A 20,964-nucleotide genomic window follows, 5' to 3' on the forward strand; every position below is an offset into this window, starting at 1 on the left:
GCGACTTGCACGATCCGCGCTTTGAATCGGCGCTGGCGCTGGTGCATCAGCGCTTCTCGACCAACACCTTCCCGTCCTGGCAACTCGCCCATCCCTACCGCATGGTGGCGCATAACGGCGAGATCAACACCTTGCGCGGCAATGTGAACTGGATGGCGGCGCGTCAGGCCTCGGTGGCCTCGCCCCTGTTCGGCGACGACATCGAGAAGCTGTGGCCGGTTTCCTACGAAGGCCAGTCGGACACCGCCTGTTTCGACAATGCGCTCGAATTTCTGGTGCAGGGCGGCTATACCATGGCCCACGCCATGATGATGCTGATCCCGGAGGCCTGGGCCGGCAATGCGTTGATGAGCGAAGAGCGGCGCGCCTTCTACGAATATCACGCCGCGCTGATGGAGCCGTGGGACGGCCCCGCCGCCGTGGCCTTCACCGACGGCCGCCAGATCGGCGCGACGCTGGACCGCAACGGCCTGCGCCCCGCCCGCTATCTGGTCACCGACGACGGCCTGGTGGTCATGGCCTCGGAAATGGGCGTGCTGCCGATTCCGGAAGAAAAAATCATTACCAAATGGCGGCTTCAGCCCGGCCGCATGCTGCTGGTCGACCTGGAGCAGGGCCGCATCATTTCCGACGACGAGACCAAAAAAACCCTCGCACAGTCGCATCCCTACAAGGAATGGCTGAAGCGCACCCAGATCGTGCTCGAAGACCTCAAGCCGGTGGAAGCCCGCTCGTCGCGCGTCGACGTGCCGCTGCTCGACCGCCAGCAAGCCTTCGGCTACACCCAGGAAGACACCGCGATCCTGATGGCGCCGATGGCGGTGACCGGACAGGAGGCGATCGGCGCCATGGGCACCGACACGCCGATCTCGGCGATGTCGTCGCGCTCGAAGCTGCTCTATTCCTATTTCAAGCAGAACTTCGCCCAGGTCACCAACCCGCCGATCGACCCGATCCGCGAGGAGCTGGTGATGAGCCTCGTCTCCTTCATCGGCCCGCGCCCCAACATTCTCGATCACGAAGGCACGGCGAAGAAGAAGCGGCTGGAAGTTCGCCAGCCGATCCTGACCAACGCCGACCTGGAGAAAATCCGCTCGATCGGCCATTTCGAGGATTCGTTCGACACCAAGACACTGGATATCACCTATCCCGTCGAACTCGCCGACCATGGCATGAAGTTCATGATCGACCGGCTGTGCGACCGCGCCGAACAGGCGGTCGTCGGCGGCTATAACATCATCGTTTTGTCGGATCGCATGGTCGGACCCGACCGCATCCCGATCCCGGCCTTGCTCGCCACCGCCGCCGTGCATCACCACCTGATCCGCAAGGGCCTGCGCACTTCCGTCGGCCTGGTGGTCGAGACCGGCGAAGCGCGCGAAGTGCATCATTTCGCTTTGCTCGCCGGCTATGGCGCCGAGGCGATCAATCCCTATCTCGCCTTCGAGACGCTGGCGGGAATGGCCGACGAGTTCCCCCCCGAAGTGGACGGCTACGAGGCGGTCAAGCGCTATATCAAATCGATCGACAAGGGCCTGCTCAAGGTCATGTCGAAAATGGGTATTTCGACCTACCAGTCCTATTGCGGCGCGCAGATTTTCGACGCCGTCGGCCTGTCGAAAGCCCTGGTCGACGATTACTTCACCGGCACGGCGACGCCGATCGAAGGCGTCGGCCTCGACGAGATCGCACGCGAGACGGTGGAGCGCCATCGCGCCGCTTTCGGCGATGCCCCGATCTATCGCAACGCGCTCGACGTCGGCGGCGAATATGCCTTCCGCCTGCGCGGCGAGGCGCATAACTGGACCCCGGACACGGTCGCGCTGCTGCAACATGCGGTGCGCGGCAATTCTTTGGAAAAATACCGCGCCTACGCCAAGCTGCTCAACGACCAGTCCGAGCGGCTTCTGACCATTCGCGGACTTTTCCGCATCAAGGATGCGACGGAGGATGGACGCCAGCCCGTTCCGCTCGAGGAAGTCGAGCCGGCGAGCGAAATCGTCAAGCGTTTCGCCACCGGCGCCATGTCCTTCGGCTCGATCTCGCGCGAGGCGCATACGACCATGGCCATCGCCATGAACCGGATCGGCGGCAAGTCGAACACCGGCGAGGGCGGCGAGGAGCCCGATCGTTTCAAGCCGCTGCCCAATGGCGATTCGATGCGCTCGGCGATCAAGCAGGTCGCGTCCGGACGATTCGGCGTGACCGCGGAATATCTGGTCAATTCCGATATGATCCAGATCAAGATGGCTCAAGGAGCCAAACCCGGCGAGGGCGGCCAGCTGCCTGGGCACAAGGTCGACGCCGTCGTCGCCAAGGTGCGCCATTCGACGCAGGGCGTCGGCCTGATCTCGCCGCCGCCGCATCACGACATCTATTCGATCGAGGATCTGGCGCAGCTCATATATGACCTGAAGAACGTCAATCCGCGCGCTCTGGTTTCGGTCAAGCTGGTGTCGGAAGTCGGCGTCGGCACGGTCGCGGCCGGCGTGTCCAAGGGCCGCGCCGATCACGTCACCATATCCGGCTATGAGGGCGGCACCGGCGCTTCGCCGCTGACCTCGATCAAGCATGCGGGCAGCCCCTGGGAAATCGGCCTTGCCGAAACCCATCAGACCCTGGTGCTGAACCGCCTGCGCTCGCGCATCGCGGTACAGGTCGATGGCGGCATCCGCACCGGCCGCGACGTCGTCGTCGGCGCCCTGCTCGGCGCCGATGAATTCGGTTTCGCCACCGCGCCGCTGATCGCGGCGGGCTGCATCATGATGCGCAAGTGTCATCTCAACACCTGCCCGGTGGGCGTGGCGACGCAGGACCCGGTGCTGCGCAAGCGCTTCGTCGGCCAGCCGGAACATGTCATCAATTATTTCTTCTTCTTCGCCGAGGAAGTCCGCGAAATCATGGCGAGTCTTGGCTATCGCGCCATGGACGAAATGGTCGGCCAGATGCAGATGCTCGACCGCGACAAGGCGATCAAACACTGGAAAGCCAACGGGCTCGACTTCGCCAAATTGTTCCACAAGCCGCAGCCGCTCGACGGCCAGACCATCTATCATTCCGAGCCGCAGGATCATCATCTCGACAAGACCCTCGATCGCGAAATGATCGCGCGGGCCGCCGCCGCGCTGGAGCGCGGCGCGCCGGTGCGGCTGGAGACTGAAATCCGCAACGTCAACCGCACCTTCGGCGCCATGCTGTCGGGCGAGGTCGCGCGCATTTATGGTCACACCGGCCTGCCCGACAACACCATCCATGTGCGTGCAAAAGGCACGGCCGGCCAGAGTTTCGGCGCCTGGCTGGCGCATGGCGTGACGCTGGAACTCGAAGGCGAGGCCAATGATTACGTCGGCAAGGGGCTTTCCGGCGGCCGCATCGTGATCTACCCGCCGCGCGAGGCGAAAAACATCGTGCCGGAGAATTCGATCATCGTCGGCAATACCGTGCTTTACGGCGCGATATCCGGCGAGGTCTATTTCCGCGGCGTCGCCGGCGAGCGTTTCGCCGTGCGCAATTCCGGCGCCATCGCGGTGGTGGAAGGCGTCGGAGACCACGGCTGCGAATACATGACCGGCGGCATTGTCGTCGTGCTCGGCCAGACGGGCCGGAATTTCGCGGCCGGCATGTCCGGCGGCATCGCCTATGTGCTCGACGGCGACGCGGATTTCCAGGCGCGCTGCAACATGTCGATGGTCGACCTGGAGCCGGTCGTGGAAGAGGAAGACCTCAACCAGCGCCTCAACCATCAGGGCGGCGATCTCGCCGGCCACGGCCGCGTCGACATCATGAGCGACATGACGCGTTTCGACGCCGAGCGCCTGCGGCAGCTGATCGAAAATCACCTGCATCATACCGGCTCGTCGCGCGCCCGTGAAATTCTCGACGACTGGGAAAACTTCAAGCCGAAGTTCCGAAAAGTCATGCCGGTCGAATATCGCCGCGCCTTGGCGGAGCTGATGACGCAAACCGAACAGCGGCCCGTGGCCGCCGCAGGGGAATGATATGGGAAAGGTGACCGGCTTCCTCGAAATCGACAGGCAGGACCGCAAATACAAGCCTGCCGCCGACCGCATCCGCCATTATTCCGAATTCCTCATTCCGCTGTCGGAAGAGGCGACGCGCGACCAGGCGGCGCGCTGCATGAATTGCGGCATCCCCTACTGCCATAACGGCTGCCCGGTGAACAACCAGATCCCCGACTGGAACGATCTCGTCTATCGGGGCAACTGGGAGGAGGCGGCGCGCAACCTGCACTCCACCAATAACTTCCCGGAATTTACCGGACGCGTCTGCCCGGCGCCCTGCGAAGCGTCCTGCACGCTCAATCTCGAAGATAGCCCCGTCACGATCAAGACGATCGAATGCGCCATCGTCGACCGCGGCTGGGAAAACGGCTGGATTCGCCCCGAGCCGCCGTTGAGGAAATCCGACAAGAAGGTCGCCGTCGTCGGCGGCGGCCCAGCCGGCATGGCCGCCGCGCAGCAATTGGCGCGCGCCGGCCACGAGGTCCATCTCTTCGAGCGCAACGCCAAGGCCGGCGGGTTGCTGCGCTACGGCATTCCCGATTTCAAGATGGAAAAGGCGTTGATCGACCGCCGCGTCGCCCAGATGGAGGCGGAAGGCGTGGTCTTCCATTATGGCGTGAATATCGGCGTCGATTGCTCCGCGGCGAAAATCGTCGCCGACCATGACGCGACCATCTTGACCGGCGGCGCGGAAAAGCCGCGCGACCTGGCGGTTCCCGGCCGCGAACTGGCCGGCGTGCATTTCGCCATGGAATTCCTGCCGCAGCAGAACCGCCGCGTGTCCCGCGAGAATTTCGGCACGGAAGAGCCGATTCTCGCCGCCGGCAAGCATGTCGTCGTGATCGGCGGCGGCGACACCGGCTCCGACTGCATCGGCACGTCCATACGCCAGGGCGCGCTGTCGGTGATGCAGCTCGAAATCATGCCCAAGCCGCCCGAATTGGAAGACAAGCTGACGACCTGGCCCTATTGGCCGCTGAAGCTGCGCACTTCCTCGTCGCATCAGGAAGGCGCGGACCGCGATTTCGCGGTGATGACCAAGGAAATCATCGGCGACAATGGCGCGGTCAAGGCCATCCGCTGCGTGCGCGTCGACAGCAAGATGAAGGAAATTCGCGGCAGCGAATTCGACCTGCGCGCCGACCTCGTCCTGCTCGCCATGGGTTTTGTATCCCCGGTGCATGAAGGCATATTGCAGGAACTCGGCGTCGCCTTGGACGCGCGCGGAAACGTCATCGCCGACACCCTTGGCTACCAGACCAGCGTGGAAAAGGTTTTCGTCGCCGGCGACATGCGGCGTGGTCAGTCGCTGGTGGTCTGGGCGATCCGGGAGGGCCGCCAGTCGGCCCGCGCGGTCGATCTTTTCCTGACCGGCGCCAGTGAACTGCCGCGCTGAATTTTTGATGTTCGACACGAAAAAGCCGGGGCTTGCGCTCCGGCTTTTTTTTGATGCGTCGCGCAAAAGAAAAGGCCGCCACGCGGCGGCCTTTCCGGTTCTATGAGCAAGTCGCTCAGGCGGCGAAGTTCACAACCTTGTTGCGGCGATAGCCGACAAAGCCGAGGCCGGCGAAACCGGCCAGCATCATGACCCAGGTCGAAGCCTCGGGAACGCCGCTGGTGTACGACACTTGGCCGACGCCGAATTCCCAGCTGTAATTACCGCCACTGCCGTTGCCGATCATAAGATCGGTAATTCCCGAACCAAACACACTAACCGGGTCGTAACCGCAGCAAAGGCTCGCTATATTACCGGTCGAAATCAGCCCACTTTTGCCGTAGGCCGAATAGGTCGACGGACCAAACTCAGAGTTGCTGCCAAAATTGTCGAACGTGAACGAAAGGTTCTTCACTCCGGAAGCAAAGGCAATGTTAAGTGTTTCCGTCGTTGGGTACTCGCCAGTCGGCGAGTTGCCCAAACCGTAGGTCCCGAAGGACCCGGTAACCGGAGCATTATCGGGTCCAGGTCCGCCGATCAGCGAGAAAGTTACGCCCGGAAACTGCGTCGTCACCGGAGTATAGAGCGGCAGGGTGGAGAAGTCGATCGTCGTGGCATAAGCAGGAGCGGCAACTGCTGTCAAAAGAGCAATGGCGCCCGCGCTAAATAGTAACTTGAACATGTTACCCCCTTTATCGAATCAAAACGATATACACACCTGCATTTTTTGCAGCAAAAGGATCGGGAATTAGTCAGGATCTTCCCCCTCCGGAGACCCCGACGCAACCGGCAAGTGCGAAACCGTGGCGACACGGTCAAGGTACAATGGTGACGCTTAATGTCAAGCTTTTCCCCGACCTGCGGCGCTGATTTTGTTTCATTTAACAAAAAGAAACAGGGACTTGCGATCCGGCTATTTTCTGCGCGGCGCGGTGGTGAAACATCAGGGAAATTCGAGCTGTTCTCCCGAATCGGCGGCCATCCCTGGATATTTCCTGGTTGGTGAGCGTCGAGCGGCCCTGGGTGAGCGATGCGATGCGCTCGGCTTGACGACAACCGCCATACTCGTCGTCTGCTCCATGCAAAACGAGGCGTGAGGCCACGTAGCGGCGATCGCAATAGCCATCCCGCCGCCGACACTATGGCCAAGGACGATGAAGTCGCCGAGGCCCAGGCTGGAATGAAGGGCGCGAAAATCTCCGCAAGCCTCTTCCCGGATGAACCGGAGTCCGAGCTTGCCGGGAAAGGGATCGGATTCGCCAAAGCCCAAACGATCATAGGCCACCACCTTTCGCCCTGTCGCCGGCTTCGGTGACAGCGTTTACGTCCATCGATTGCCGCGACGCGCCGCGATCTTTAAGCTTTTTGCAGCAAGCGGCGAGAGGGATCGATATCGTGTTTGATCGAATGAGGAGGCTGGCCAAGCGAACGGCAATGCTGCTCGCCGTCGTCCTGGTGACTTTGCTCGGCGTGCGGATATACGACACGCAACGCGGCTTGCCTTTGGAGCCCTGGCACATCCATGCGCCGCCTGAACTCAAAGCCGAAGCCATCGACCGCGCCGACTGGACCGATTATCTCAAGGCGGAAGACGAGGCCTTCGCCTATGTGCGCAGGGAGGTGACGGAAAAGCTCCCCGCCGGCGAGCAAGTCCCGTTCAATCGCTACTTCGACAAAAGCCCCATCTATCCCGGCAATTTCGCGCAGGACTGGAATCGCTCCTATGTGCTGGAGCCCGAAGGAGCCCGGGCCGGCGCCGTGGTGCTGCTCCACGGCCTGACGGATTCGCCCTATAGCCTGCGCCATATCGCGCGCGTCTATCGGGACCACGGTTTTGTCGTGATCGCGATCCGGCTGCCCGCGCATGGCCTCGTTCCGGGCTCCTTGGCGGAAGTCGCTTGGCAAGACTGGATGGCGGCGACCCGTCTGGCCGTCAGGGAAGCGCGCCGCCGCATCGACCCGTCCCTCCCCTTGCACATGGTCGGCTTTTCCAACGGCGGGGCGCTGGCGTTGAAATATGCCCTCGACGCCATCGAGGATCCGAAACTGGCGCGTCCCGATCGTCTCGTGCTCATTTCGCCGATGATCGGCATCACGCGCTTTGCGCGCTTCGCCGGGATAGCCGCGCTGCCGTCCTTCTTCCCGGCCTTCGCCAAGGCGGCCTGGCTCGGCGTCGTGCCGGAGTTCAATCCGTTCAAGTATAATTCGTTTCCGGTGAATGGCGCGCGCCAGTCCTATCTCGTGACGCACGTGCTGCAACAGCAGATCGCGCGGCTTGCCGACGAGAAGCGTCTCGACAGCCTGGCGCCGCTCCTCACCTTTCAATCGGTGATCGACTTCACCGTCTCGACCCGCGCGATCGTCACCGGCCTCTATGCGCAGCTTCCCTTGAGCGGCAGCGAACTCGTGCTGTTCGATCTGAACCGCAGCGCGAAATTCGGACAATTGCTGCGCATCGCCTCGAATACGACCCTGGCGCGCCTGCTCAACCCGCCGCCGCGCCTGTTCCGCACCACGATCATCACCAACATCTCGCCCGACAGCAGCGAAGTCGCCGAGCGGGTGACGGAGACGGGCGCCGTCGAAGAGCAATCGCGCGCCCTTGGGCTCGCCTATCCGCCGGGCGTGTTTTCGCTGTCGCATGTCGCACTGCCCTTTCCCCTCAACGATTCGCTTTACGGATTGCAGCCGGACGGGCTCGAGGATTTCGGCGTCAATCTCGGCGCCATTTCGCCGCGCGGCGAGCGGGGAACGCTGATCGTCAGCCTGGATTCGCTGCTTCGCATGTCGTCGAATCCTTTCTTCCCCTATATGATCGAGCGCATCGAACAAGGCATGCCAGCCAAGCCGCCTGCGCCACATTGATCTCTTGCAAGGAAATGGAATGGAAAACGGCCTCATCCGCATGGCGGCGGCGATGGTCATCGCCGCGATCGGCATCGCGGCGCTCTATTTCGCCGCCCGCGTCTTCGAGCCGGTCGCCTTCGCCCTGTTCGCCATGGCCATCGTCTGGCCGTTCCAGAAGGCGCTGCAGAAGATAATGCCGAAGGCGCTGGCGCTCATCGCCACCCTGCTGGTGACGCTGGTGGTCTTCGTCACCTTGTCCTCCGTGATCGCCTGGGGGGGCGGCCAGATCGCCCAATGGCTCACCCGCAATTTCGATCGCCTGCAAGCGCTTTACGCTTCCAGTACGCAATGGTTGGAGCAGCACGACGTTTTCATCGCCTCCATCGTCGCGGAACGGTTCAATGTCGTGTGGCTGCTGCGGCTGTTTCAGCAGATCGCCATCCGGTTGAACGGCCTCATCGGCTTCTCGCTGCTGATCCTGATCTTCCTGACCATGGGCCTCCTCGAAGCCGGGGTCTTCGCGGAAAACCTTCGCAAGATCGAAGACGAGCCGAATGGCGGAAGGCTGATCGCCGCTGGCGTCAAGACGGCCAGGAAAATCCGCCGCTACATGCTGGTCCGCACTTTGGCGAGCATGGTGACGGGGTTGATCGTCTGGGGCTTTTCGCTTGCCGTCGGCCTCGAAGTCGCCGCCGCTTGGGGCGTCATATCTTTCGCGCTGAACTACATCCCTTTCCTCGGTCCGTTGATCGCCACCGTTCTGCCCACCCTGTTCGCCTTCGCGCAAACGGGATCGTGGGAACTGGCGGTCCTGGTGCTGGTGGCGCTGACCATCGTGCAGTTCCTGATCGGCAGCTACCTGGAGCCTTTGTTCACCGCCAAAACCCTGTCCATCTCACCGTTTTTCGTGGTCTTCTCGGTGTTCTTCTGGAGTTTTCTCTGGGGCCTGCCGGGAACCCTGATCGGCGTTCCCATCGCCATCGCCTGCCTGACCATCTGCGAACAATATCCGGGAAGCCGCTGGATCGCCGTCCTGCTGTCGGGACAGGCGCCCGATGAAAAGCTTGGGGGAGCCGAGGCTCTTGTGGACCTGCCCGAGGGATGAGTCGCGAGACTGTCATATAGGCCCAGCAATATCCTCGAGCTTATGGATCGAGGCGTCAGGGCCTTTTCGTGGCTCTCCCTCGCCTCAAGTCTTCGCATCGCAGCAAAAAGGTCTGGCGCTCTCGCGAAGGCGACTTAAGATAGCGCCGCTTAGCTTGCCCCGAATTCATTTCCGCCAAGTCCGATAAAGCAAGGTCCAATGAAGATGGAACACGCTGCAAAAACAATCTCCCGCGACCCGATCCTGGTGGATCTCGCCTTGCAAGGGGGCGGTTCGCACGGGGCGTTCACCTGGGGGGTGCTCGATCGTTTTCTGGAAGAGCCCTGGCTGGAGATCGATGGCGTTTCCGGCACTTCGGCCGGCGCGATGAACGCCGCCGTTCTCGCCGCCGGCTACGCCAGGGGCGGCGCGCAGGGCGCGCGCGCGGCGCTGGAAAATTTCTGGCGCGGCGTCTCGGACGCGGCGCGGTTCAGCCCGTTGCAGCGCGGGCCGCTCGACATTCTTCTCGGCCGCTGGACGATGGACAACTCGCCCGTCTATCTGATGGCGGACATGATGTCGCGGGTGATTTCGCCCTATACTTTGAGCGCCTCCGGCAAGAATCCCCTGCGCGACCTTCTGAACGAATTCATCGATTTCGACCTGATCGCCAAGTCGCCGATCAATGTCTTCATCACCGCCACCAATGTCCATACCGGCAGGGGCCGGATATTCCGCAACGACGCCGTCACGCCCGAAGTCCTTCTCGCTTCGGCCTGTCTGCCGAGCATGTTCCAGGCCGTCGAAATCGAGGGCGACCATTATTGGGACGGCGGCTATTCCGGCAATCCGACGCTCACGCCGCTGGTGCGCTACTGCAAGGCGGACGACATGATTCTCATCCCGATCAATCCCGTCGAACGCGCGGAAACGCCGCGCACCGCCTCGGAAATCATGAACCGCCTGAACGAGATTTCCTTCAACGCCGTCGCGCTCAAGGAACTGCGCATGATCGCCATGCTCCGCAAGGTCGTCGACGCCGGCGACAGCGAAGGCGCTGAATGGGCGAAACTGCGCCTCCATCGCGTCGGCAACGACGTCATGAACACCCTCGGCGCCTCGTCGAAGATGATCACGGAATGGGCCTTCCTGACCATGCTGCGCGACGAGGGCCGCAAATCCGCGCAAGCTTTTCTCGACGCGCACGCTTTTGAACTCGGCAAGAAATCGACGATGGACATCGATGTCCTGCTGGAAGGAGTTTGACGCATGGGTCTGCTCGGCATTCTCTTCGCCCTCGGCCTGCTGATCTGGCTCGCCTATCGCGGCTGGAGCATTCTCTTGCTGGCGCCCGCCGCCGCGATCCTCGCGGCGCTCCTCGCCGGCGAGCCCACCCTCGCGCACTGGACGCAGACTTTTATGCGCAGCGCGGCGCAGTTCATCATGCAGTTTTTTCCGATCTTTCTCCTCGGCGCCTTGTTCGGCAAGCTGATGGAGGACAGCGGCTCGGTATCGACCATCGCGAGCTTCATGACCGAAAAGCTCGGCGCCAAGCGCGCGGTGCTGGCGGTGGTGCTGGCCGGCGCCCTCGTCACCTATGGCGGCGTCAGCTTGTTCGTCGCCTTTTTCGTCATCGCGCCGATGGCTCAGGCCCTGTTCCGCTCGGCGGGAATTCCCAAACGGCTGATGCCCGCGGCGATCATGCTCGGCGCCTCGACTTTCACCATGTCCGCCCTGCCCGGCACGCCGGCAATCCAGAACGCCATACCCACGCCGTTTTTCGGCACCACGCCTTTTGCGGCGCCGGGCCTCGGCGTCGTCGCTTCCGCGATCATGCTGGCTTTCGGCCTGTGGTGGCTGGCCCGCGCCGAGGCCAAGGCCCGCGCGAAGGGCGAAGGTTTTGGCGATGACATCCTGTCCACGGATGACGCCAAAGCCGCCGATCATGCGTCGACAGATCTTATCGTGCGCGAGCGCGCGACGACGGCGGGCGCCTTCGATCCCATTGAGATCGCCCATAGCCAGGAATGCGCGGGCGGCCCGCCGGTCGTCCTGGCTTTCCTGCCGCTCATTGTCGTGATCGGCGTCAATCTGGTGATGTCGCTGTTCGTGCTGCCCCGCCTCGACGCCTCGTTCCTTGCCGAACCCGCCTGGGGCGAGACCTCGCTCTCCGCCGTCGGCGGCGTCTGGGCGGTGGTGGTGGCGCTGGCGGCGGCTATCGCCGTGCTGGTGGCGATCAATTTCCGCCGCCTGCCTTCCTTGCGCGCCTCGATGGACGCCGGCGCCAACGCCTCCGTGCTGCCGGTGCTCAGCGTCGCCAGCCTCGTCGGCTTCGGCTCGGTGGTGGCGGCGCTGCCGGCTTTCGCTTTGGTTCGCGACTGGGTGCTTGGCATCGGCGGCGGACCCTTGGTTTCGCTCGCCGTGGCGACCAACGTGCTTGCCGCCTTGACCGGTTCCGCGTCGGGCGGCCTGACCATCGCGCTCGACGCGCTCGGCGGCGCCTATATGCAGATCGCCGCCGAACAGGGCATCGATCCCGGCCTGATGCACCGCGTCGCGGTGATCGGCGCAGGAACGCTGGACATGCTGCCGCATAATGGCGCGGTGGTCACCGTGTTGGCCGTCTGCGGCTCCAGCCATCGCGAAAGCTATTTCGACATCGTCATGGTCGGCGTGGTCAGTTCGCTGGTGGCGCTGGCCGCGGTGATCGGACTCGGCACGGTGTTCGGATCGTTCTGAGCTTGCGATCCGGGTGACGCTGGAGGTTCGGCAGGGGGAAGACAAGGAGCCCGACGCCCCCCTACGTCGGGCTCCCGCTTCGCCTCCTCCGGAGGAGCAAGTGGAATTTAGCCAAACTGTTCGGAAAGGTCTCGGTGATTCGTCGGCGACGATCACGATTGCGGGCGATCGTTGCAAATCGGCATTTGCCAAGATCGCGCTACGGGCCGTGACGAGCAGATTGCAAAGGAAAAATCCGGCGCTCTCGGTCTGTGGGGGGCATAGAACGAGAGCGCCGGCAGGGGGCTCGGACTGAACACCCGCCGCCCCACGGCGTCTTAAGTGACGGCCATTTATGTTCAATTGTTGGCGGATTGTGGGCTATCTGACGGCTATCCCGGCCTCCGCGCGCTGGCTGCGAGGGTCACGCAGTTGCGTCGCCGCCAAGCGCATTTCCTTGCACCGCGGAGGGCGGCGCGCGCCGACCGCAAGGCGTTCATCTCGTCTGCGGATCGAGTTTCGCCAGCACCATCGGGCGTGACGTGGTCGCGTGGCCGACAGGAAATGGTCGCCTGTCGCGCTCAATCGCGATCCCGGCGCGCCGACTCGTTGTTTTTGATGGTGCTGGAAGCAGTGATCCCCCAACCGCTCTGTCACTAAATTTCCCTGCCAACAGGGAAAGAACAGCGAATCTTTGGTGAAAGTGATCCCGAAACGGCGTTCTCGATTTCAACATCCCACGGAATTTCAGGATCTTGCGCGCAAAATTCCCGTTGGTGTTAACAGGGATTTTAATAGGGTCGATCAGGGAAAAAATTGCGCTAAACACGGAACATGTGAGCCGGTTCAGCTGACGGTCCTGTTGCTGGCTGTGGGACTCGGAAATGGAAGTAAACTCCTATCCAACCACTCAATCCTCAGCCCCCTGCTCACTGCGGGCCATCAGGCACAACGCACCGCCAGCGCTTAGGCTCCAAAGCGCAGATAACAGCCGTTCGAAAAACAATCATCACCGGCTGCTCGGCGCCACAACCGGAAATTGTCGTGCGGCGAAAGGGTCCCTGTCTGGCATAAAGCTGACATCGATATTTTGGCGTGGCGGCCCATCGCCGTTCAGGCTCGAGCCCCATTCCGGGGTCATGGGAAGCGACGGCTTTGGAAAAAGGCCGCCAAATGGCGGCCCTACATTGCGGACGTCGAGATCCTGCGGCCGGCGGCGGGTTCAATCGTGGATATGGTGGCGATGGTGATGATGATAGCGATATCCATGCGCGATATTTGGCCCTGCCACGTAGCCGATCGCGCCTCCTGCGACCGCCCCGATGGGCCCGCCTACAAGAGCGCCTGCCCCAGCGCCCATCAGCCCATCATTCAACCGCTCCCCAGCTGTCGCTTGGGCTCCCGCCAGAGCAACGCCCGCAAGAAGCACGGCAATAAAAAGTGCATTGGTCATAGTCATAATCCTTAGAGGATGAACGTTGAAATAGTCATTGTTCCGCAGTTGCCACAATCAACAGGCTCTCGCTTTGAGCACGCAACACCGGTGCGCTCGGACCAGACAAACCGCTGCAGCCAGCGGCGCCAGCGCGGCAGGGACGACATAAGGTGGCGTAAGCGATGCAGACATTTCAATGACCCCTTATTTTCGTGGCAAACCTTTGCAGGCGGCCGTTCCCACCAACCGAGGCGAACTTGGAAGTTAGCCTTGAGGCGGCACGTAGATTTTTGTGGTCGGCGGCCCAATTTCGGGATCGATGCTTGATCGAGCGTCCCTTGCGATATTGGCTCGATGAGCATTGTCATTTTGCTGCGCGACGAGAAGGTCGTGGAGGATTTGAACGGTTGACGGAAGCGGTACGCGTCGACCGAAGCGAATGAGGTCACCCATGGCTAAAACTCCTGTTGCACCCGAATCAATCGCTTTTCGGACGCGTTGAATGGAATGGTCGCGAAGTGGCTGGTTCGGCGCCGCTTTACCAGCGTCTTCCGAACAGGCCTCCCCAACGGCTTCGCAAACCGCCTCCGCCTCGAACGAGTCGGATGACGAAGAGGAGCAAAACTGCGCCGATTGTCGCATTGGCGATCGATGCGACCATCCCGGAACCGAGATGGACGCCAAGTTGCGGCAGCAGCAATCCTCCTATGAAGGCTCCTGCAACGCCGACAATCACATCGCCGATGAGGCCCAGGCCAGTGCCTTGCACGAAATGGCCCGCCAGCCATCCGGCGACGACGCCGACCAAAAGCAGCGTGAGCAGTCCTTCACCTGACATGACGTCCTCGCTTGTGAATTGAAAACCGCAGTCGAGAAGACTGTCGGCACCCTTCCAGTTAGGCGGCTTTTTCCGGGAAGTGGGAGGATCGGAATCTACTCAGACGACTTGCGGATCAGCGATGCCCGCCGTGATGCCCGCCTCCGCCATGTCCGCCACCGCGATGACCGCCTCCGCCGCCATGACCGCCTCCGCCGCCTTGAAAGCCGCCTCCTCCGCCGCCAACCACGTAACCAGAATAGGCTCCGTAGTAATGATGGTGACGGTGATGATGGTGATGACGGTGATAATAGTAATAATAATGATGATGGTGGCGATGATGATGATAGGCTACAGTCTCGATGGCGGCCTCTGACGACGCCAGCCCAGGTCTCGGAAGGCCTGTCGGCGCGGCTATGGCTGTAGACAGGACGGAGCCGGCCAGCGACAAAGCCAAAGCCAGACTCAGGAACGATGATTTCAACATGCAGGTAATCCTCGGTAGGTCGAACTTATAGTGAAAACTGGACGAAATCTTCTTGGTGCGATTGCCGTATTACGGTATGCGCCGCCGGCGCGTCCGAATATCCGGTCGCCGAAGCGCATGAATCTGGCGAGACCGGCCATTCAGCGATGCGCACCGCCGCCGTGCCCGCCGCCGCCGTGCCCGCTTCCGCTGTGATTCGCCGCCTGCGCCGTCCCAAGGGCCAGGGCGCCAACCGCAACCGCGGCAATAACAGCCGAAATGCTCGACTTTCTCATCTCACTCTCCTGATCGGTTTTCTGTTTTGACCATTCGAGCTTAGTCGCCTGGGCGCTTGGCGCGCAGGTTCGGAATCTAACCAGGAACGAGCGAAAACTGGGGCCGAAAGCCGGTGGATCGGCGAAGCCGGCGGCGCGCGGATTCGCGCCGTTCAATGAAGCGACTTTTCGCCTGAATGCGTTGAGGCGCGGACAGCGCCTAGGAATCTACTCATGACGACGAGTGCATTCGATCCCGGCGACGCCGAAATCACTTCTCCGCTGCAACAGCCAGCCGCGCAAGCGCCGGAAGCGATTTCACGCCGGTCCGTTTCATGATTGCGGCGCGATGGTTTTCGACCGTGCGCTGGCTGATGCCGAGATCCGCCGCGATGTTCTTGTTCGGATGACCGGCGAGAACCATCTCCATGATCTCCTTCTGCCGCTGCGTGAGGCCCTTCAAATGGCTGGCGGCGTCCTCCCGCCAGGCGACGAGTTTGCTCGCGTCCTGCGAATGCTCCAGCGCGCGCTCGACACAGGCCAGCAACTCGTCGCGGCCGACCGGCTTCTCGATGAAGTCCGACGCGCCAGACTTCATGGCCTCGACCGCCATCGCCACATCGCTGTTGCCGGTGATCATCACCGCCGGCATCCGGTGACCCTCGTCGTTGAGCCGCTTGAGCAATTCGAGCCCGCTCATTCCCGGCAGGTAGGCGTCGATCAGCAGGCAGGCTTCCCGCCCCGGTCGGTAGGCCTCGAGAAAGGACTCGCAGTCGCCAAAATCCTCGACGGTCCGTCCGTCTTCCTCCAGCACGCTGCGTATCGCCGCGCGGATGTGGCTGTCGTCATCGACGACGTAAACGACCGGCCCCGCCGGGGCCTCGTACATTTCGACGCGCTGTTGAGGCTTTGCGCGCACCGGCTCATGCTTGGCCGCTAGCGCCCGTTGCACGGCCTGCGTCACGGCGTCGAGCTTCACCGGCTTGTTGAGCTGCGCGCAGTCGGCGTCGGCAATGGCGCGCAATGTGTGGATCGATATGTCGCCGGTCAGAATGATCACGGGCACGTTGCGATGCAGCTTTTCGCGCACCGTGGCCGCCACTTCGAGGCCGTTCATGCGGTTGGGCAGATTGAAATCCGCCAGAATGAGGTCGGGCCGGAAACCTTCCCGCTCGACCAGTTGCATCGCCTCGGAGCCGTCGTAGGCGCGCGCCACCTTGTGCCCCTCCTCGCCGAGAGAAACAGCGAGAAGCTCGCGCAATTCAGGATCGTCCTCGACGACCAGTATCGCGCCTTTGCGAACCATCTTTCCAACATTCGCGGAATCGACATCCGGACGCGACCCCGAAGGCTTCGGCGCCGCTGATACCGGCGGCAGCGCTACTTCGATGGCGAAGACCGAGCCCTTGCCGTGATGCGAGCGCACGCGCACGCGATGGCCGAGCAAATTGCCGATCCGCCGTACGATGGAGAGACCGAGGCCGAGGCCGAGGCTGCGTTCGCGCGCCTCATTGCCCACTTGATGATATTCCTCGAAAATCGCCTGGATTTCCTCGTCTGGAATTCCGATCCCGGTGTCCCAGACTTCGATGCGCAACATTCCCCTGTGACGACGGCAGCCGAGCAGTACTTTTCCACTCCGGGTGTATTTCAAGGCGTTCGAAAGCAGGTTGCGCATCATCTGTTCGAGCAGGCTGGCATCGCTGCAAATCGACAGGCTGCAGGGGACCACGCATAGGTCGAGATTTTTCGCCTGAGCCTGATAGCTGAACTCGTCGTGCAATTTCACCAGCAGGTCATTGACCCGGAACAGCGCCATCTCCGGGCGGACCGAGCCGGCTTCGATCTGGTTGATGTCGAGCAGAGCATTGAGCATGCCCGTCATCGCCCCGAGCGTCTCGCCGATTCGCGCCACCAGTTTCCGGTCCCGCTCGCTTTCGACCGCGCGCGTCAACAGCCCCTGCAACAGGGCGAGCGTTTGCAGCGGCTGGCGGAGGTCGTGGCTGGCGGCGGCGAGGAAGCGGGACTTCGCCGCGTCGGCGGTTTCCGCCTTGCGCTTGGCCGCCTCCAGCGCGTCGTTGACGCCTTTGCGATCGGTGACGTCGGCGAAGGTGATGACCACGCCTTCGACGCCGCCGCCCTGCGTCCGATAGGGGAGGATTCGCCTCAGGTACCAGGCGCCGCTGCGCGCTTCGATCTGCCGTTCGATCGGCAGATGCTTGGCGAGCACCGCTCGCGAATCCGGAAGAAGCGAGTTGTCCGCCGCCAGCGAAGCGAGGTCCGCCAGCGGGCGCCCGACATCGCCGGGGATCACGTTGAACAGAGACTTAGTCGCCGGGGTGAAAAATCGGATGTTGAGATTCACGTCGAGGAAGATCGTCGCGACATCGGTACTGTACAACACGTTCTGCAGATCGTCGGAAGTGGTTCGCTGACGGTCGAGCGTTTCCTGAAGCTGGTTGTTAAGCGCCGTCAGCTCCTCGTTGAGCGATTGCAGTTCCTCCTTCGAGGTGAGCAACTCCTCGTTGGTCGACTGGAACTCCTCGTTCACCGACAAGGCTTCTTCGTTGATCGCCTTCTGCTCTTCGCTCGAGATTTCCAGATTGCGGATCGCTCCCTGCAATTCGAGCCGCGTGCCTTCCAGCTCCTGCTCAAGCTCGGCGACCCGCGAAGCCTCTCCCGTCGGGCCGGCGCCGCCTTGCCGACGGTCGTGCCCCGCCTCCTCGAGGAAACAGATCAGCGCCAATTCCTCGCCATCGCTTTCGACCCGCCGCGCCGACAGGCCGAAGCACAGCGACCCGCCGTCACGATCGACCCGGCAGCCGCCAACGACCACGGGCGCGCTTTCATGGAAAACCAACTGGATGATCGATCTCAACTTCGCGCCCAGGCCTTTTCGCGCCATCGCCAACAGATCGTGCGTCGGCTGGCCTGGCGGAACGGAAAGATAGCGATCCGTTGGCCCCAGCGAAAAAAGGCACTCGTTCTTGCGATTGATCAGAACCGCCGCCGGCGCGTGATTCTCCAGCACCAGCCGCCGGCAAAGTTCGGCGAGGACGGTTTCACGCGTCGGCGGCCGCCCCTGGCCCTGGCGCGCGGGAATGCGCACGCCGTCGCTGCGAAAACCGAAATCACCCGTCCTGCCGCGCGCCGTATGGCGAAAAATACGCTCGCTCTTGGAGATCGCCGTAAAGCGGCCGTGCGGTTCGCCGACCGTCTCGGCGCTGCCGAGAAGCAGCACGCCACCCTCGCGCAAGGCGAAATGGAACAGAGCCATGACCTTTCCTTGCGCCTCCGGACCCAGATAGATCAGCAGGTTGCGGCAGGATACGAAATCGAGACGCGAGAACGGCGGGTCGGCCAGCACGTCCTGCACGGTGAAGACCACGTCCGCGCGCAATTCGGGCGATATTCGGTAGCCCCGCTCCTCCTTGACGAAGAAGCGCGCCAGCCGCTCCGCCGACACCTCGGCCTCGATGGATGAGGGATAAAGACCTTCGCGGGCCTGCGCGACCGCATCGGCGTCGATGTCCGAGGCGAACACCTGCAGCTTGATATTTTTGTTGGCGGCGGCGATCGCCTCGCGGAAAAGCATGGCGAGGGAATAGGTTTCCTCGCCCGAACTGCATCCGGCGATCCAGAGTCGCAAAGGCTGATCCGCCGGTTGATGGGCTACGAGGCCGGGAAGGACTTTTTCGGCGAGGAAGTCGAACACTTTCGGGTCGCGGAAAAAGCTGGTGGTGTTGATCAGCAGGTCCTTGGCGAGAAAATCGAGTTCCCTTGGATCGTCGCGCAGCATCTGCAGGTAAAGGTCCATGTCATCGGTTTCGAGCGCCATCCGGCGCTCGATCCGGCGCTGCAAGGTGCCCTGTTTGTACAGTCTGAAATCATGGGCTGTTTTCGTGCGCAGCAGGTCGATGATTTGCGTCAGCCATTCCTGATCCGGTTTTCCAATTGGCGAAATTCTCTCCGCGCGCGCACCAAGTTTGACGATCGCTTCGGCAATTTTTGCCGCCGGCAGCACGAGATCCACCGCTCCGGTCTGGATCGCGCTGCGCGGCATGCCATCATAGCCGGCTTCTTCGGGGTCCTGTGCGACGACTAGCCCTCCCTTTTCCTTGATCGCCTTCAGGCCCCGGCTGCCGTCGGCCCCTGTTCCCGAAAGGATGACGCAAATGGCGCGCTCGCCGAATTCGTCCGCCACGGAATTCAGCAGGAAATCGAAAGGCAGCCGCGCGCCATGACGCTCTTTGGGCTGGGAGAGCCGCAAGGCGCCGCCCTTGACGGAGAGATAGGAGCCCGGCGGAATGACATACAGATGCTCGCGCTCGATCGGCAGACCGTCCGTCGCCTGACAGACTTTCATCGACGTATGCCCGACCAGCAATTCCACCAACATGCTTTCATGTGTCGGATCAAGGTGCTGGACCAGAATCGCTGCGAGGCCGGCGTCGGGAGGCAGCGCGTCCAGCAACAGCCTGCACGCGTCGAGCCCCCCGGCGGAGGCGCCGATCGCTACAATCGAGTATGCGCAGGGCGCTGGTGCAGGCTCATGCGGCGATCGATCTTGCGTTTTGAGGGGAGATTTTTTTCCGGAAGGCGATTGATGCGCCCGCATGCGAAATCCTTTTCGAAACCCGCCTGCGCAGCCAGGACGCGCCAATCCTATCACTTAATCAATGCTCTGTGGCGCCCTTTTGCCTAAAGCGGGCGTGAGTACATTCCGAACCTGACGTCGCGGCGCAGGCGTGGTCTATGCTCAGCAACCACAAAAAGTCTTCCGGCGGCGACGCACTGGTGGAAGCGCAAGCGTTATCGGATTGGCCCATGAAAATGATCCGCGTGATGATCGTGGAAGACGATGGCGTGATCGCCGGCCTGCTCGGCGAATTGATCGAAGCGCTTGGCCACAAGGTTTGCGCCCGCGAGGCCAGCGAGAGCGGCGCGGTCGCCGCCGCCAATCGGTCGAAACCGGATTTGATGATCGTCGACGCTTATCTGCAGAATGGAAGCGGCATCGGCGCCGTCGAGACGATCACGGGCGTCAGGTCTGTGCCGCATATTTTCGTCACCGGCGACGCCAAGGCTGTCAGAATGCTCAGGCCTCACGCGATTGTGCTGCAAAAGCCTTATTTCGAATGCGATCTGGTTATCGCCATCCGGGCCGCGCTAGGCGAACCAAAAGCAGCGGCCTGAAGGCAAGCCGCGGTTGCGGCTCATCCCGAAATCAATCGAAAATTCAGCAATTTCCGACCCTGCGTCCGGTTCTCGTTCCGGCCGGACGGCCGATGCATTGCAACATCCCATGCCGCCGATCCGTCTTTGCACCGCCTAGAGTAGTTTCCGATCCTGTCCGCGCCAGACCGTCGTAGCTACCGTTTGCCCATCGACGACCTCGGATGCTGCAACGCCGCCCGATCCGGCGCCCGACACAAGGAAATTCGCCATGAAAAAAATGTTCGTCCGCACCATCATCGTCGCGTCGTTCGCTTTGATGGGCGCATGGTCCGCCGCGGCGAATCTGGCGCCCCCCGAACCCCGTCCACCCGAGGTCACGACGGCCGAGGCCGGCCCTTCGAACTCCGAACGCGGCGCCTATACCGAGCGGGCTCGCGAACACATGCAGCAATGGCGCGTCAAGCTGGATCGTGAAAGCGCCAAGGCCGGATCGAGCGCGGCCCGCATGGCCGCGTCGGAAGATTTGGACGCCGCCTGGAGCAAAGCCAGGGAAGCCTCGGCCAAGCTGGAGACCACAGGCGCGGCCGATTGGGAAATGGCCAAATACTCTTTCAGGAAATCTTCGGACGAATTGGCCGCGACCTGGACGAAGGTCCGCGCCAAAGTGAAATGAACGCCGAGGCCGGC

Annotated in this window: 16 protein-coding genes; 10 read left to right on the forward strand and 6 right to left on the reverse strand. The window is 62.2% G+C overall.

Annotated features, from left to right (window positions below; all coding sequences use genetic code 11):
- Both gltB and ACLP2E_RS09660 read left to right on the forward strand, forming a co-directional pair.
- On the forward strand, window positions 1-3,998 hold a 3,998-nt coding region (gene gltB / locus ACLP2E_RS09655), incomplete at its 5' end, for a glutamate synthase large subunit (RefSeq protein WP_442465780.1).
- 1 nt (window position 3,999) lies between these two features.
- Window positions 4,000-5,418 carry a glutamate synthase subunit beta gene (locus ACLP2E_RS09660; RefSeq protein ID WP_442465781.1) on the forward strand — a complete coding sequence of 473 codons (1,419 nt, stop codon included), beginning with the start codon at window positions 4,000-4,002 and terminating at the stop codon, window positions 5,416-5,418.
- Window positions 5,419-5,533: 115 nt separating this feature from the next.
- Here the strand turns inward: ACLP2E_RS09660 and ACLP2E_RS09665 are convergent, their stop codons facing one another.
- Both ACLP2E_RS09665 and ACLP2E_RS09670 read right to left on the reverse strand, forming a co-directional pair.
- Entirely contained in the window at window positions 5,534-6,139 is a 606-nt protein-coding gene (locus ACLP2E_RS09665) for a PEP-CTERM sorting domain-containing protein (RefSeq protein WP_442465782.1), read from the reverse strand.
- Between the two features lie 261 nt (window positions 6,140-6,400).
- Window positions 6,401-6,775: an alpha/beta fold hydrolase gene (locus tag ACLP2E_RS09670; RefSeq protein ID WP_442465808.1), complete on the reverse strand. Its 375-nt coding sequence runs from the start codon at window positions 6,773-6,775 to the stop codon at window positions 6,401-6,403.
- Between the two features lie 116 nt (window positions 6,776-6,891).
- Here ACLP2E_RS09670 and ACLP2E_RS09675 point away from each other — a divergent pair, with 116 nt between their 5' ends.
- From ACLP2E_RS09675 to ACLP2E_RS09690, 4 genes are all read left to right on the forward strand, one after another.
- Window positions 6,892-8,322, forward strand: a complete 1,431-nt coding sequence (locus ACLP2E_RS09675) for an alpha/beta hydrolase (protein ID WP_442465783.1) — start codon at window positions 6,892-6,894, stop codon at window positions 8,320-8,322.
- Window positions 8,323-8,341: 19 nt separating this feature from the next.
- Window positions 8,342-9,409, forward strand: a complete 1,068-nt coding sequence (locus ACLP2E_RS09680; protein WP_442465784.1) for an AI-2E family transporter — start codon at window positions 8,342-8,344, stop codon at window positions 9,407-9,409.
- Between the two features lie 204 nt (window positions 9,410-9,613).
- Window positions 9,614-10,654 (forward strand): patatin-like phospholipase family protein, encoded by a 1,041-nt coding sequence (locus ACLP2E_RS09685; RefSeq protein WP_442462301.1) that lies wholly within the window; start codon window positions 9,614-9,616, stop codon window positions 10,652-10,654.
- A 3-nt stretch (window positions 10,655-10,657) separates the two neighbouring features.
- The gene (locus ACLP2E_RS09690) at window positions 10,658-12,127 is read left to right on the forward strand and encodes a GntP family permease (protein ID WP_442465785.1); all 1,470 of its coding nucleotides are present in this window, start codon (window positions 10,658-10,660) and stop codon (window positions 12,125-12,127) included.
- Window positions 12,128-13,328: 1,201 nt separating this feature from the next.
- On the opposite strand, the gene ACLP2E_RS09695 is transcribed toward ACLP2E_RS09690, so the two are convergent.
- The 3 genes from ACLP2E_RS09695 to ACLP2E_RS09705 form a co-directional block, all read right to left on the reverse strand.
- Window positions 13,329-13,559, reverse strand: a complete 231-nt coding sequence (locus tag ACLP2E_RS09695; RefSeq protein WP_442464580.1) for a hypothetical protein — start codon at window positions 13,557-13,559, stop codon at window positions 13,329-13,331.
- 246 nt (window positions 13,560-13,805) lie between these two features.
- Window positions 13,806-13,994, reverse strand: coding sequence for a hypothetical protein (locus tag ACLP2E_RS09700; RefSeq protein WP_442465786.1), 189 nt, complete (start codon window positions 13,992-13,994; stop codon window positions 13,806-13,808).
- Window positions 13,995-14,079: 85 nt separating this feature from the next.
- A complete protein-coding gene (locus ACLP2E_RS09705; RefSeq protein WP_442464581.1) occupies window positions 14,080-14,379 on the reverse strand; it encodes a GlsB/YeaQ/YmgE family stress response membrane protein in 300 nt (99 codons plus the stop codon).
- 121 nt (window positions 14,380-14,500) lie between these two features.
- On the opposite strand from ACLP2E_RS09705, the gene ACLP2E_RS09710 reads away from it, so the two are divergent.
- On the forward strand, window positions 14,501-14,734 hold the full coding sequence (locus ACLP2E_RS09710; protein ID WP_442465787.1) for a hypothetical protein: 234 nt from the start codon (window positions 14,501-14,503) through the stop codon (window positions 14,732-14,734).
- Window positions 14,735-14,991: 257 nt separating this feature from the next.
- Window positions 14,992-15,150, forward strand: coding sequence for a hypothetical protein (locus tag ACLP2E_RS09715; RefSeq protein ID WP_442465788.1), 159 nt, complete (start codon window positions 14,992-14,994; stop codon window positions 15,148-15,150).
- A 220-nt stretch (window positions 15,151-15,370) separates the two neighbouring features.
- On the opposite strand, the gene ACLP2E_RS09720 is transcribed toward ACLP2E_RS09715, so the two are convergent.
- Window positions 15,371-19,717, reverse strand: a complete 4,347-nt coding sequence (locus ACLP2E_RS09720; protein WP_442465789.1) for a chemotaxis protein CheB — start codon at window positions 19,715-19,717, stop codon at window positions 15,371-15,373.
- 209 nt (window positions 19,718-19,926) lie between these two features.
- Between ACLP2E_RS09720 and ACLP2E_RS09725 the strand changes: the two genes are divergently transcribed.
- Together ACLP2E_RS09725 and ACLP2E_RS09730 are read left to right on the forward strand one after the other, a co-directional pair.
- Window positions 19,927-20,295: a response regulator gene (locus tag ACLP2E_RS09725; protein WP_442461717.1), complete on the forward strand. Its 369-nt coding sequence runs from the start codon at window positions 19,927-19,929 to the stop codon at window positions 20,293-20,295.
- A gap of 250 nt (window positions 20,296-20,545) precedes the next feature.
- Window positions 20,546-20,950 (forward strand): hypothetical protein, encoded by a 405-nt coding sequence (locus ACLP2E_RS09730; protein ID WP_442461718.1) that lies wholly within the window; start codon window positions 20,546-20,548, stop codon window positions 20,948-20,950.
- The last annotated feature ends 14 nt before the right edge of the window (window positions 20,951-20,964 follow it).

It is taken from the genome of Rhodoblastus sp. (assembly GCF_052145335.1).
Classification (GTDB): Bacteria; Pseudomonadota; Alphaproteobacteria; order Rhizobiales; family Beijerinckiaceae; genus Rhodoblastus.

Bases quoted from the DNA above. Each gene is read 5' to 3' on its own strand.
- ACLP2E_RS09660 (WP_442465781.1), top strand. From the start codon at position 4,000: ATGGGAAAGGTGACCGGCTTCCTCGAAATCGACAGGCAGGACCGCAAA.
- ACLP2E_RS09665 (WP_442465782.1), bottom strand. From the start codon at position 6,139: ATGTTCAAGTTACTATTTAGCGCGGGCGCCATTGCTCTTTTGACAGCA.
- ACLP2E_RS09675 (WP_442465783.1), top strand. From the start codon at position 6,892: ATGCTGCTCGCCGTCGTCCTGGTGACTTTGCTCGGCGTGCGGATATAC.
- ACLP2E_RS09680 (WP_442465784.1), top strand. From the start codon at position 8,342: ATGGAAAACGGCCTCATCCGCATGGCGGCGGCGATGGTCATCGCCGCG.
- ACLP2E_RS09685 (WP_442462301.1), top strand. From the start codon at position 9,614: ATGGAACACGCTGCAAAAACAATCTCCCGCGACCCGATCCTGGTGGAT.
- ACLP2E_RS09690 (WP_442465785.1), top strand. From the start codon at position 10,658: ATGGGTCTGCTCGGCATTCTCTTCGCCCTCGGCCTGCTGATCTGGCTC.
- ACLP2E_RS09695 (WP_442464580.1), bottom strand. From the start codon at position 13,559: ATGACCAATGCACTTTTTATTGCCGTGCTTCTTGCGGGCGTTGCTCTG.
- ACLP2E_RS09700 (WP_442465786.1), bottom strand. From the start codon at position 13,994: ATGGGTGACCTCATTCGCTTCGGTCGACGCGTACCGCTTCCGTCAACC.
- ACLP2E_RS09705 (WP_442464581.1), bottom strand. From the start codon at position 14,379: ATGTCAGGTGAAGGACTGCTCACGCTGCTTTTGGTCGGCGTCGTCGCC.
- ACLP2E_RS09710 (WP_442465787.1), top strand. From the start codon at position 14,501: ATGCCCGCCGTGATGCCCGCCTCCGCCATGTCCGCCACCGCGATGACC.
- ACLP2E_RS09715 (WP_442465788.1), top strand. From the start codon at position 14,992: ATGCGCACCGCCGCCGTGCCCGCCGCCGCCGTGCCCGCTTCCGCTGTG.
- ACLP2E_RS09720 (WP_442465789.1), bottom strand. From the start codon at position 19,717: ATGCGGGCGCATCAATCGCCTTCCGGAAAAAAATCTCCCCTCAAAACG.
- ACLP2E_RS09725 (WP_442461717.1), top strand. From the start codon at position 19,927: ATGAAAATGATCCGCGTGATGATCGTGGAAGACGATGGCGTGATCGCC.
- ACLP2E_RS09730 (WP_442461718.1), top strand. From the start codon at position 20,546: ATGAAAAAAATGTTCGTCCGCACCATCATCGTCGCGTCGTTCGCTTTG.